Genomic DNA, 12,832 nt, shown 5'->3' on the forward strand with positions numbered 1-12,832 from the left:
CTCGGGCAGCCTGCGGAACAGCACAGGGCCGGCATGACCACGAGCGGGCCCAGCGCGACCTGGAGCGAGGTCGCGTCGGCCAGCGCGCCGATGGCCGGGGTCACCAGGCCGCCGACGCTGACCGCCAGGCCCAGGGTGATCCCGCTCGCGGTGCCGACCCGGGAGGGCAGGTAGTCCTGCCCGAGTGTGACCTGCAGCGAGAACGGGATCGACAGGCTGACCGACGTGAGGGCCACGAAGAGGAAGAGGCCCGGTCCGGGCACCAGGACCACCCCCGCCACCCCGCCGCCCGCGACCGTGCCGGCCGCGCCGCCGAGGTAGAGCAGGAAGAGGGCCACGGTGCCCGCCGTGGCGCCGCCGGCCGGGGTCCTGCACGCCCACCAGGCCCACGGCGACCTGGAAATTCACCTGGTCGGGCTGCCCGCGACCGACAACCCGCTCGGCCTCGGCGCGCCGACGGTGCTCGCGGTCGGCCCGCTGCCGCGGGAGCTGATCATCGCCTACACCCGGACGCCCGGCGACGAGGGCCCCGAACGGGCCCGGCTGCGCGCCGTCCTGCTCGACCAGCTGCGGGCCTCACCCGAGCAGCCGCTGCACCTGCCCATGCCGACCTCGCCCCTGCTGGCCGAGGTGTGCGGGACCTTGCTCGCCGAGCTGGGCCCGTCAGGTCGGGGCGAGCGACCGCACGCTGAGCCGCCTGTTCCACGACGACCTGGGCATGACCTTCCCCCAGTGGCGCACCCAGCTGCGGCTCCAGCACGCCCTGGTCCTGCTGGCCGAGGGCCATCCGGTGACGGCCGTGGCCCATCGGTGCGGCTGGTCGTCCGCGAGCACCTTCATCGACGTCTTCCGCCGGACGTTCGGCCGCACCCCGGGCCGCGGATGAGGGCGGCCCGGGGGTTCTCGCGGGGTCAGCCGACGAAGACGGGGGCGCTCTCCGGCGCCTTCTCCTTCTCCGGTACGGCCGCCAGCAGCAGCTCCACCAGGTGGTCGGCGATGGCCGAGATGGTGGGCTGCTGCCACAACAACGTCGTGGGGAGGCGGCGGCCGAAGCGCTTCTCCAGACGACGCCGGACCATGATGGTCATCACCGAGTCGAGCCCCTGCTCGACCAGCGGACGCCGAAGAGACAGGTCCTCCGGCCCCAGCCGCATCACCGTCGCGATCTCCGCCCGGATCTCCGGCAGCACGCGTTCGCGCAACTCCTGCGGCGTCACGCCGGCGTACGACTCCGCCGGGCCCGTGAGGTCCTCCTCGTTCTGGAGGGGGGCGTCGATCACGGGGTAGCGCAGGCCGGTCAGGTGGCCCACGACCCTCCCGTCGAGGTCGGCGATGACCGCGCGGGCGGTGTCCTCAGCCGACGGGTCGACGGCCGCGTCGATGATCACCGTGGTGGGGGGTGTGCCGGTCAGCACCATCTCGTCGATGTGGACGACCATGCGCAGCACCGGGTCTCCGGGGAAGACGCAGGGGGCCACCGACATGACCGCGTCGAGGGCCGGGGCCCAGCCGGTCGCGCCGTCGGTGCGGACCGTGGCGCGCAGGGCGCCGTCGCCGCCGAGCAGCGTCTCGATCGTCCAGTCGAAGCCCGTCGACGGGACGCCGACCGTGGCCAGGCGCTGGTGGACGAAGCCCGGGTCCATCGGGGTCAGGCCGCCCGCGTCCGGGAGGACGTCGGGTTTGACCTGGCCGGGGGCGGCGACGTTCGCGGTCACGTGGACCAGCCACGCGGGGTCTGGCTCGTCGGGGGCCGCGGGGGTGCGGGCCGCGAGCCGGACCGCCGGGGGTTCGTGCACGACCTGGATCTGGCGGCGTTCCGCCGTCATCAGGGGGTGCATCATCTCGACGTCGGTGAGGGTGACGTCCTCGTCCTCGGCGGCCTGCAGGAACGTGTTGACCAGCACGGCGGCCGGCACGATCTCGACGCCGTTGAGGGCGTGGCTGCCCGGGTAGGGGCGGTTGGCGTCCTGCACGCTGGTCCGCCAGACCCGGGTGCGGCTGCCCGCCAGGGTGGTCACGGCGCCGAGCAGGGTGTGGGAGTGCACGTCGTGGCCGCGGTTGTCGGTCTCGGTGTACGACTCGCGCCAGTGGCGGCGGTGCTGCCAGGCGTACGGCGGCAGGTCGGCGAGGCCGCCCGACGGCTGGAGCCTGGTCCAGTCGACGTCGACGCCGTGGCAGTGCGCGGTGCCGACCGAGGCGCGGAAGGTCGGCAGTTCCGGCTGGTTGCGGCGCAGCGACGTGCCGACGAAGACGTCCTCGTAGCCGTGCTCCGAGAGCGTCTCGGTCACCGAGTGGGCGACCACCGGGTGGGGGGAGATCTCCAGGAACACGCGGTAGCCGTCCTGCGCGGCGGCGGCGGTCGCGGTGGCGAGCCTGACGGGGTCGCGGAGGTTGGCGGCCCAGTACGTGCCGTCGAGGACGGGGGTCGAGCGGGGGTCGGCCAGCGCGGTCGTGTACATCGGGATCTTCGCGGGCCCGAACGTGAGGTCGCCGACCCCGGCGGCCAGCGCGACGGCCAGCGGCGTCATCTGCGGGCTGTGGAAGGCGACGTCGGAGGCCACCCTCCGGGTCACGATGCCCTCGGCCGGCCAGTCGTTCAGCACCTCCTCGACCGCGTCGACGTCGCCCGACAACACGGTCGAGCCGGGAGCCGAGGAGATCGCGGCGACCAGGTCGGTGCGGTCGGCCAGCCGGTCGGCGGCCTCCTCGAAGGACAGGTCGACCATGACCATGGCGCCCTTGCCCGCGGCCTGGCGCAGCAGCGCCGAGCGGCGGCAGATGAGGCGGGCGCCGTCGGCGACGCTCATCGCGCCGGCGGTCACCGCGGCGGCGAGTTCGCCGACGGAGTGGCCGATGACGGCCGTCGGGGTGACCCCGTGGGCGGTCCAGAGCCGGGCCAGGCCCAGCTGCATCACGAAGATCATGGTCTGGACGCGGTCGATGGTGTCGAGGTCGCCGTCGATCAGCACCTGACGCGGCGAGAAGCCGATCTCCTCGACGAAGATCGGGTCGACCTCGTCGACCAGGGACGCGAACTCCGGCACGGCGAGCAGTTCCCGCCCCATGCCGCGCCACTGGCAACCCTGGCCGGAGAACACCCAGACCGGCCCGGGGCCGAGGTCGGGCAGCACGTCGCCGGTGATGACCGACTCGGCCGGCACGTCGTCGGCGAGCCGGCGCAGCGCGGCGGCCAGGTCGTCGCGGTCTTCGCCGAGCACGACGGCGCGGCGGGGCAGGTGGGTGCGGCGCAGCGCCAGCGTGTGCCCGGCCGAGGCCAGGTCCGCGCCCGTGTCGAGGTGGCCGGCGAGCACGCCGGCGTACTGCCGCAGCGCCTTCTCACTGGCGGCCGACAGCGGGAACAGCCGCTCGCCCGTCGTCTCCTCCGCCTCGACGGCAGGGGCGGGCGGGGCCTGTTCGAGCACGATGTGGGCGACGGTGCCGCCGTAGCCGAAGCTGGAGACGCCCGCCCGGCGGGGGTGGTCGCGGGTCGGCCAGGCCGACTGCTCGGTGACCACGCGCAGGCCCGAGGTCTCCCACGGGATGGAGGGGTTCAGGCTGGTCAGCACGTTGGGCGGGATCGAGCCCCGGTGGAGGGCGAGCACCGCCTTGATGACGCCGGCGATGCCGGCCGCGCCTTCGAGGTGGCCGATGTTCGACTTGACCGAGCCGATGAGGCACGGGTCGTCGGCGGGCCGCCCGGTTCCGTACACGGAGGAGAGCGCGCCCGCCTCCAGGGGGTCGCCGAGGCGGGTGCCGGTGCCGTGGGCCTCGATGTAGTCGACCGTGGACGGCGACACGCCCGCCTGCTTGCAGGCCCGGTTCATCACGTGCTCCTGGGCCTCGCCACAGGGGGCCATGATGCCCTGGGTGTGCCCGTCCTGGTTCACCGCGCTGCCGATGACCAGCGCGAGGATCCGGTCGCCGTCGCGCTCGGCGTCCGACAGGCGCTTGAGCACGACCACGCCGACGCCCTCGCCGCGGCCGTAGCCGTCGGCCGACGCGTCGAACGACTTCGACCGGCCGTCGGGGGCCAGCGCGCCGGCCGTGCCGAGCGTGAGGGTCTGGCCGGGGGTGACGACGAGGTTGACGCCGCCCGCCAGGGCGACGTCGTTCTCGCCGAGCCGCAGGCTCTGGGCGGCCAGGTGCAGCGCGACCAGCGACGCCGAGCAGGCGGTGTCGATCGCCATGCTGGGGCCGCGCAGGTCGAGGGAGTAGGAGATGCGGTTGGCGACCGCGCAGGTGGCCGCGCCGATGCCGGTCCACGCCTCGATCTGGGGCAGGTCCTCCAGGAGGCGGGCGCCGTAGTCGCCGGTGCAGACGCCGACGAACACGCCGGTGTCGGTGCCGCGCAGCCCGTGGGGCGGCAGGCCGGCATGCTCCAGGGCCTCCCAGGCGGTCTCCATCAGGATCCGCTGCTGCGGGTCCATCAGTTCGGCCTCGCGGGGCGACAGGCCGAAGAACTCGGCGTCGAAGCCCTCGACGTCGTCCAGGAAACTGCCGAAACGCACGGCGTCACGCAGCGCGGCGGCGTTCTCGGGGCTCCGGTTCTCGTCCCGGCGCCAGCGGTCGGCGGGCAGCGGGCGGGTGGTGTTCCGACCGGCGGTCAGCAGGTCCCAGAACTCGTCCGGTGAGTGGACGTCACCGGGAAGGCGGCAGCCGATCCCGATCACCGCGACTGGTTCGACCATCTGCGTTGGTTCCCTTCGGTTCAGACCCACGGAGGTGTGTCAACGATCTTGATCACGGCGCTGGAGACGGTCACTCCGGGCCCGGTCCCGAGCATCAGCATGTGGTCGCCGGGCTTCAGCTGGCCGGTCAGCAGCAGGTGGTCGAGGGACAGGACCTGGTCGCTGGCCCCGCAGTGGCCGATGGTGCGGCCGTAGTCCCAGGTCGAGCGGGACATGGGCAGGTCGAGCATGGCCATGCAGCGCTGCTCGACGATCTCTTCCGAGTAGTTCATGAACGCCACCCGGGTGAGGTCGGCGGGTTTGATCCCGCTCTCGTCCAGGGCGCGCTCGACGACCTCCATCAGCGCCCGCTGGATCTTGAACAGCGCCGCGGTGGCCTCGCCCTTGGGCATGACCTGCTGGCGGAACTGCTCGTTCCTGGCCGCGAAGCTCATCTTGCGGCCGACGGTGACACCCGGCGGGAACAGCGGCTCGCTGCCCCGGTGCAGTTCCTCGGCCTCGGTCACGGTCGTCGTGCAGACCGACGTGAGCTGGGCGAAGCCCGGCTCCCTGGTGAGCACGAGCGCACTCGCGGCGTCGCCGCCGATGTACCCGGGGCCCATGCGCCAGCGGTCCATCAGCGGGGTGCCGTAGTTGTCGGCGGCCACCAGCAGCGCGGCCCGCCGGCCCGGGACGGCGGCCAGGTGACCGGCCGCCAGCTCCAGGGCGAGGAACACGCCGTTGCAGCCCTGCCGGATCTCGGTCGCGAGCACGTCCCCGCCGACGAGCTGACGCTGCAGGTAGGAGTGCGGGGGCCAGCCGTCGGGACCCTGGTGCCAGGTGGAGGCGTACAGGAGGAGATCGAGGTCGGCGGGCGCGCGCCCGCTGCGCTTGATCGCGCTCCGCGCCGCGTGCAGCGCCATCTCGGGGGCCGGCAGGTCGCCGGCCACCACCGCTCCGGCCAGGTTGTGCAGCTCGGCCTCTTCGGCCGGATACCAGCCCTTGGCCACGGCCTTCTCGACGCTGACGACGGTCCGCGGGACGAAGGCGCCCACTCCGCCGATGTACGTGTCCGGGTAGCGCATCAGACGGTTTCGAGCTCTCTGACCATCGCCGCGATGGTCACGACGTCCTGGAAGTTCTCGGAGTCGAGCTTGGCGGCGGGGATCGGGACGCCGACGTCCTTGCGGAGGAAGTTCAGCAGCTTCGCCGTGCGCAGCGAGTCGAGCAGGCCCGACGTCAGGAGCGGGGTGGTCTCGTCGACGACGAGGTCGTCGCCCTCCTGGACCAGGTTCTCCTGGATGAAGTCGACGAGTCTGCGGTTGAGCTCGGTCATGCGCGCGGCCCTTCCTTGATGACCTTGAAAACTGCGGCGGCGCACGACGTGCCGGAGCCGAAGCCGACCATGAGCAGGTGGTCGCCGGGCTTGAGGCCGCCGGTGGCGAGCAGGTGCTCGAAGGCGATGAACTGGTCGACCGCGCCGCAGTGGCCGACGCGCCGGCCGTAGTCCCAGGTCGTCTGGTCCTCGTCGATGCCGAGCCAGGACATCTGGCCGTCGAGGTCCTCGCGGCGGCCGTGCGGCAGCGCCACCTTCGTGATGTCCGACAGGCCGATGCCGGCCTCGTCGAGGGTCTGCTCGACCTGCTGCATCATCGTCTTCTGGATGGTCAGGTGGATGCCGGTGCCCTGCTTCTTGAGCAGCTTCTGGCGGAACTCCTCGTGCCGGTCGCCGAAGCTCAGGCCGACGCCGACGGTGGCGTCCGGGGGCCAGAGCGGGTAGCCGCCGTCGTTGACGGCGTCGGCCTCGGGGATCACGGTCGCGTTCACCGACAGGAGCTGGGCCATGCCGTGCTCCTTGCCGAGCAGCAGCGCGGCGGCGGCGTCGCCGATCAGCGCGCCGGGCGTCATCCGCCAGCGGTCGACCAGCGGGGTGCCGTGGTTGTCGGAGGAGACGACCATGGCCGTCTCGCGTTCCGGCAGCGCCATCAGGTAGCTGGCCGCGAGTTCGAGCGAGCTGATCATGCCGACGCAGCCGCTGCGGATCTCGTACGCCGGCACCGGGCCGCCGAGCAGGTGCATCTGCAGGTAGTGCTGCGGCTGCCAGCCGTTCGGGCCCTGGTGCCACACCGACGGGTAGAGCAGCAGGTCGAGATCCTTCGGGGACGACTCGCCGTAACGCTCGTAGGCGTCCAGGACCGCGAGCCGCGCCATCTCGGGGGCCGGCATGTCACCGGCCACCGCGGCGCCGATCTGCCGGAACTTCTCGGCGTCCTCGGCGGGATACCAGCCCTCGCGGACCGCGTGCTCGACGCTCACGCTCTCCGGCACGTGAACACCGAGGCTCCTGACGAACATGTTGGGTGTACGCACACGTCCCCTAACTCATGAAAGGAAGCGTCCGAATAATCGCGGGCCCGGGATATCAAGCACCTCGGCCGTTCAACGAAAACGGCGAAAAATGGGCCGGCGGGCCGCCAGGGGCAACACTAGGGGCGCGCCCTCGGATAAATCAATGTTTCTGGTCGGCGACATTCCGTTAGCCGAACCCAACAGTACGTGTTGAGTTTCGGAAATGCGTCACCGACTTCACCGCATGGTTTTTCCGAAATCAAACGGCGCCGGGCCGTCGCCATTCGGGTCGGGCCCGGCGGGGTTCGTCTACGGCACGCGCGTGCAGACGATGTTGTTCATCTTGAACTGGGCCGGAATGGCGTTCGTCCCGGTGGCGGTGGCCGAGAAGCCGAAACTCTGGCTGGAGCCCGGGCCGATGTAGGAGTTGTGGCCGGCGTCCTTCGCGGTGACCGCGGCGCCGGTCTGGGTCACGGTGGCGTTCCAGGCGCCCGTGATCGCCTGGTTGCCCGACCACGTCCACTGGACGGTCCAGTTCTGGACCGGGGTGGTGCCGGTGTTCTTGACGACCACGCCGCCGTTGAAGGCGCCGTTCCAGGTGCCGGTGGAGTAGGTGACCTCGCAGGCGTTGCCCAGCTTGAGTCCGCTGCGCACCCACGCGATGAAGTTGGCCCAGCTGGGGTGCAGCGTGCCGGTGCTGACCGTCTCACCGCAGTTGGCGGTGGTCTTGACGGTCTCGTTGCCGTACTGCGCGGGATCCATGATCTGGACCATCATGTGGTCGGCCGCGGGCACCGAGACGAAGGTGGCGTTGCCGCACTGCGCCTTGATCCGGTTGAACAGCAGCACGCTCTGGCCGTGCGGCACCAGGAAGTCGGCCTGGCCGTGCAGGAACAGCAGCGGCGGGTCGGCCGAGTCGACGTAGGTCATCGGGTTGGCGGCGGCCACGGCGGCCGGGCAGGTCTGGATCGGGCAGCCCACCAGCAGCGACTCGGGCGAGGCGGGCGAGTTGTGGTCGAGCCCCCCGGTCGGCAGGTTCTGCGCGTTCATCTGCAGGAAGTCGGTCGGACTGTAGAAGGCGAGGCCCACGTGCACGGCGCTGGAGACGCCGGTCGTGCCGACGGTCCCCTCCAGCGCGGTCACGCCGCCCGAGAACACGGCCATCTGCGTCAGCCACGCGCCCGACGAGTCGCCCGCCATCGCGAAGCGGTTGGGGTCGAGCTGGTAGGTGGCGGCGTTGGCGCGCAGATAGCGGATGGCCGCCTTGATGTCGTGCACCTGGGCCGGGAAGATCGCCTGCGCGCTCGACCGGACGTTGACGACGGCCACCGCGAAGCCCAGCGGGTTGAAGATGGCCGCGATCTCGGCCCCCAGGGGCTTGCTGTCGTCGCTCGTCCACGCCGAGCCGCTGTGCCAGATCAGCAGCGGCCGGGGCGTCATCCCGGTGGACGGGAGGTAGATGTCCAGCAGGTGCCCCCTGCTACCGGCCGGCTGTGCGGGCGCGTAGGCGATGTCGGAGATCACCTGCGCGTGCGCCGGCGGCGCCAGGGCCACCGACACGCCGAGTGTGGCCAGCATGGTCATCACCATGCCGGCGACCGCGGCCATGTGTATTCGAACTTGCATAGTGCGACTCCGGTCGGTCGGATGATCGCCGCTCCCCCGGCAGCGACGTCCTGCACGAGTGTCGCGGCTTCCATCGATATGGGCGGGGAGACGATATGACACATAAGTCGGGATGGTCAAAAAGTTCTTAACTCGTTTTTCAGAGCGGCATAAACCGGACATCCCACATCGACATGGCGCTTAGAAGTACAGAAGACGCTTGCCCTGCACGGGCCGTCGGATACGCACCTGCGAGGCTCTTCAAGGCCGCCGTGTACGCAACGGGACAGCCCCCCGGAAAGTAATTTCGCATTCACCGACGGTGAATGCGCGCGAACAAACGCCACTTCAACGCGGCAACGGATGAAAGTTTCACGGCCGGTTGCGCTCGGATACCGGCGTGACAATTTTCCTAACGAGCGGTGAGTGATAATGTCCGCCGTCATGATCTCCACGTTCCCAGGAGGACGAATGCGAAAGGCACGCGCAGTTCTCGTCTCGGCCGTCGTGGTTCTCGGGGCCTCCTTGATGATCGGCGCCACCCCCGCACAGGCCGACACGCGGCTCGCCGGTGTCTTCAGGACGTCGGCGGAGTGCGAGCGGATCGGCGCCCACGGCGTCGCCCAGGACTGGTGGAACGACTACTCGTGCGTGTGGGAGGGCCGCTACCGCTACTACTTCCTCTACGCGTGACCCTGAAAGACGACCAGTAGCGGCGGTGTCGGTCGGGACACCGCCGTGGAAGTCTCCTGCTTTCCCCCGGAAGGCGGGCTGACGCTCACAACCGCACTTCGTCGCCCGGCCAGCGGGCGCGCAACCACCGGTCGTGGCTGGCGACCACGATCGCGCCGGGCCCCGCGCCCAGGGCCTCCTCCAGTTCGTCGCAGAGCCGGGGAGACAGGTGGTTGGTGGGCTCGTCGAGCAGCAGCAGCTCGGGCGGGTCGGCGACGAGCAGCGCCAGGGCGAGCCGCCGGCGCTGGCCGACCGACAACTCCCCGACAGGCCGGTCGAGGTCACGCGGCCCGAGCAGGCCGAGCGACTCCAGCGGCGCCGACTCGGCGCGCCCGGCCCCGAGCTCCGATTCATAGGTCTCCCGCGCGGTGCGGCCAGGCCGGTCGAACGTGGTGTCCTGGGCCAGCAGGCCGACCCTCAGCCCACCCCGCCGCCGCACCTCTCCGGCGGCGTCCAGCCGCCCGGCCAGCACCGCGAGTAGCGTCGACTTGCCCGCTCCGTTGGCCCCCGTGACCAGCAACCGCGCCACGGCCGGCACGTCGAGCCGGCCGACCACGAGCCGCCCGGGCACCCGGACGTCGCGCAGCGACAACAACATCCCGTCGGCCGATTCGGCGGCGAGCGCGGCGGCGCGGAACCGCAACGGCTCCGGCGGCGAGGGCACCTGCTCGCGTTCCAGCTCCTCCAGCCGCCGGGTGGCGCTGCGCACCCGCCGGGAGACCTGGTTCTGCACCCGGCCGGCGGTGTGGCCGTACCCCATCTTCTCGTTGTCGCGTTTCACCCGCCCCGGCGCGACGTGGTGCGCGGTGACGGCCGCCGCGCGGCGCAGTTCGGCGAGCTCCTCCTGCTCCTCGGCGAACCGCCGCTGCCACCGCCGCAGCTCCGCCCGCTTCTCGGCCAGGTAGGCGGTGTAGTTCCCGCCATACCTGACGGGCCCGCCCACCGCCGGATCGAGGTCGACCAGGTCGGTGCAGACGGCGTCGAGAAAGGCCCGATCGTGACTGGCCAGCACCACGATCCCTGGCAGCCCGCGCAGCTGCTCCTCCAGGAAGGCGGTCGCCGCGTCGTCGAGGTGGTTGGTGGGCTCGTCGAGCAGCAGCGCCGTGGGCCGCCGCACCAGCAGCGCGGCCAGCGCGAGCCGCCCCCGCTGCCCGCCGGAGAGCGACCCGAGCACCCGATCGGCCTGAACACCACCGAGGCCGAGCCCGGCCAGCACGATGCCGGCCCGCCGGTCGGCGTCCCAGGCTTCGTGGTCCTGCGCGTGGTCGAGCGCCGCGCCGTACCGGCCGAGCAGTTCGCCGTATCCGGGCGAGCCCGGCGGGACGTCGGCGAGCTCGTGGGAGAGCCGGTCGAGTTCCGCGAGGTCGTGGCGGGCCTCGCGGAGCGCGTCGTCGAGCACGTCGCCGACGGTCGACGCGACGTCGAAGGGCATCTGCTGGTGCAGAAACCCCAGGTCGGCGGGCCGGACGACGTTGCCGGCGTCGGGCTCGTCCACCCCGGCGAGCAGCCGCAGCAGGGTGGACTTCCCGGCGCCGTTCTCCCCGATCAGCCCGATCCGGTGACCGGGAGCGGCGGTGAGGGAGACGCCGTCGAGCACTCGCCGGCCACCGAGGGTGCGAACGAGATCATGGGCGAGCAGCGGAGAAGAGGACATGTGACGGCCTACGGCGCGGCCGTGCCCAGGTCCGTCAACCGGCCTTCGGAGAGCCGCAACCGGCGGTCGACCCCGATCTCGGTGAGGAACCGCTCGTCGTGGCTGACCACCACGAACGCCCCTTCGTAGGCGGTGAGCGCACTCTCCAGCTGGGCGACGCTGACCAGGTCGAGGTTGTTGGTCGGTTCGTCCAGCAGCAGGAGCTGCGGCGCGGGTTCGGCGTACAGCACGCAGGCCAGGGTCGCCCGCAACCGCTCACCACCCGAGAGCACCCCGACGGGAAGATGGATGCGCGCCCCCCGGAACAGGAAGCGGGCCAGCAGGTTCATGCGCTGCGCCTGCGGCATCGCGGGCGCGAACGCCGCCAGGTTCTCCGCCACGGTCCGATCGAGGTCGAGCAGATCGAGCCGCTGGGACAGGTAGGCGACCCGCCCATCGGCCCGCCGGGTCTCCCCGCCGTCGAGCTCACCGTTGATCACCCGCAGCAGGGTCGACTTCCCGGCCCCGTTGGGCCCGGTCAGCGCGATGCGCTCCGGCCCCCGGATCGTCAGATCGGCCCCCTCCCCCGCGAACAGAGCCCGCCCGCCGTAGTGGACCTGCATGTTCTTGCCGAGGAACACCGTGCGCCCGGCCGGAACATTGGTTCCGGGCAGCTCCAGCGTGATCTTCTGCTCGTCCCGCAACGCCCGCCCCGCCTCGTCGAGCCGCGCCTTGGCCTGGCTCACCCGGGCGGTGTGGGTCTCGTTGGCCTTCCCCGCCGACTCCTGGGCGTTCCGCTTCATCGTCCCAGCGAAGATCTTCGGCAGCCCCGCGTTCTTGAGGTTCCTGGACGCGTTGCTCGCCCGCCGCTCGGCCCGCTCCCGCGCCTGCTGCAACTCCCGCTTCTCCCGCTTGACCTCCTGCTCGGCGTTGCGGACGTTCTTCTCCGCGACCTCCCGAGCGACCTTGACGGCCTCCTCGTACGCGGTGAAGTTCCCGCCGTGGAACTGAAGGTCGCCCTGGTGGAGCTCGGCGATCCGGTCCATCCGATCAAGCAGCGCCCGGTCGTGGCTGACCAGCAGCAGACAACCGCTCCAGCCCTCCAGCACTTCGTAGAGCTGGTGGCGGGCGTCCAAATCGAGATTGTTGGTGGGCTCGTCGAGCAACAGCACATCGGGCCGCTTCAACAGCTGGGCGGCCAGCCCGAGCGAGACGACCTGCCCCCCGCTGAACGTGTGCAGCGTCCGGTCGAAGGAGACGTCACCGAGCCCCAGCCGATCGAGCTGAGCACGAGTGCGCTCCTCGATGTCCCAGTCATTGCCGATCGTGGTGAAATGCTCCTCGCTGGCATCACCGGATTCGATGGCGTCCAGAGCCCTGATGACCGGAGCGATGCCGAGCACCTCGGCGACGGTGAGATCCCCGGCCAGAGGCAACGTCTGAGGCAGATACCCCAGCACACCCCCGACCGAGACCGATCCCGCGGCCGGCTTGAGCTCCCCGGCGATCAACCGGAGCAGCGTGCTCTTCCCCGCCCCGTTGGGCGCGACCAGCCCGGTCCGGCCGCCCGGGACGCTGAAGGAGAGATCCTGGAACACCGGAGTGTCGTCGGGCCAGGAGAAGGACAGGGTGGAACAGACGACGAACGCGTCGGACATGCGAGAAACCTCATGGGTGATCCGGGCGCGCGAAGGGGGCGCCCGGCAGGAAACAGGGGGACGACGAGATGGCCACGGCGGCTGCGCGAGTGCGCGCCTGCCAGCGGCCTATCGGGTCCGGTCTCAGCCGGAGATGTCGTCGTCTACCACCATGTCTGGTCTCCTGGTTTCTGATCACGCACAGGTCC

Annotated in this window: 10 protein-coding genes; 3 read left to right on the forward strand and 7 right to left on the reverse strand. The window is 71.2% G+C overall.

What is annotated here, in order from left to right; all coding sequences use genetic code 11:
• Positions 1 to 33 precede the first annotated feature (33 nt).
• A complete protein-coding gene (locus tag AW271_RS41085) occupies positions 34 to 174 on the forward strand; it encodes a hypothetical protein (protein ID WP_174553080.1) in 141 nt (46 codons plus the stop codon).
• A 538-nt stretch (positions 175 to 712) separates the two neighbouring features.
• The gene (locus AW271_RS42280; RefSeq protein WP_245653016.1) at positions 713 to 886 is read left to right on the forward strand and encodes a helix-turn-helix transcriptional regulator; all 174 of its coding nucleotides are present in this window, start codon (positions 713 to 715) and stop codon (positions 884 to 886) included.
• A gap of 25 nt (positions 887 to 911) precedes the next feature.
• On the opposite strand, the gene AW271_RS09750 is transcribed toward AW271_RS42280, so the two are convergent.
• The 5 genes from AW271_RS09750 to AW271_RS09770 form a co-directional block, all read right to left on the reverse strand.
• Positions 912 to 4,688: a type I polyketide synthase gene (locus AW271_RS09750; RefSeq protein ID WP_062335099.1), complete on the reverse strand. Its 3,777-nt coding sequence runs from the start codon at positions 4,686 to 4,688 to the stop codon at positions 912 to 914.
• Positions 4,689 to 4,708: 20 nt separating this feature from the next.
• A complete protein-coding gene (locus tag AW271_RS09755) occupies positions 4,709 to 5,752 on the reverse strand; it encodes a ketoacyl-ACP synthase III family protein (protein ID WP_062335100.1) in 1,044 nt (347 codons plus the stop codon).
• A complete protein-coding gene (locus AW271_RS09760; RefSeq protein WP_062335102.1) occupies positions 5,752 to 6,003 on the reverse strand; it encodes a phosphopantetheine-binding protein in 252 nt (83 codons plus the stop codon). The genes AW271_RS09755 and AW271_RS09760 overlap by 1 nt, the downstream gene beginning before the upstream one ends.
• On the reverse strand, positions 6,000 to 7,037 hold the full coding sequence (locus AW271_RS09765; RefSeq protein WP_063817925.1) for a ketoacyl-ACP synthase III family protein: 1,038 nt from the start codon (positions 7,035 to 7,037) through the stop codon (positions 6,000 to 6,002). The genes AW271_RS09760 and AW271_RS09765 overlap by 4 nt, the downstream gene beginning before the upstream one ends.
• Before the next feature lie 288 nt (positions 7,038 to 7,325).
• A complete protein-coding gene (locus AW271_RS09770) occupies positions 7,326 to 8,642 on the reverse strand; it encodes a cellulose binding domain-containing protein (protein WP_169806303.1) in 1,317 nt (438 codons plus the stop codon).
• A 450-nt stretch (positions 8,643 to 9,092) separates the two neighbouring features.
• Between AW271_RS09770 and AW271_RS09775 the strand changes: the two genes are divergently transcribed.
• Positions 9,093 to 9,314 (forward strand): hypothetical protein, encoded by a 222-nt coding sequence (locus tag AW271_RS09775; RefSeq protein WP_062335107.1) that lies wholly within the window; start codon positions 9,093 to 9,095, stop codon positions 9,312 to 9,314.
• 85 nt (positions 9,315 to 9,399) lie between these two features.
• Here AW271_RS09775 and AW271_RS09780 read toward each other — a convergent pair whose 3' ends face one another.
• Together AW271_RS09780 and abc-f are read right to left on the reverse strand one after the other, a co-directional pair.
• A complete protein-coding gene (locus AW271_RS09780) occupies positions 9,400 to 11,007 on the reverse strand; it encodes an ABC-F family ATP-binding cassette domain-containing protein (protein WP_062335109.1) in 1,608 nt (535 codons plus the stop codon).
• 8 nt (positions 11,008 to 11,015) lie between these two features.
• Positions 11,016 to 12,644 carry a ribosomal protection-like ABC-F family protein gene (abc-f, locus tag AW271_RS09785; RefSeq protein ID WP_062335112.1) on the reverse strand — a complete coding sequence of 543 codons (1,629 nt, stop codon included), beginning with the start codon at positions 12,642 to 12,644 and terminating at the stop codon, positions 11,016 to 11,018.
• Between the last annotated feature and the right edge of the window lie 188 nt (positions 12,645 to 12,832).

It is taken from the genome of Herbidospora sakaeratensis, from assembly GCF_001570525.1.
Classification (GTDB): domain Bacteria; phylum Actinomycetota; class Actinomycetes; order Streptosporangiales; family Streptosporangiaceae; genus Herbidospora; species Herbidospora sakaeratensis.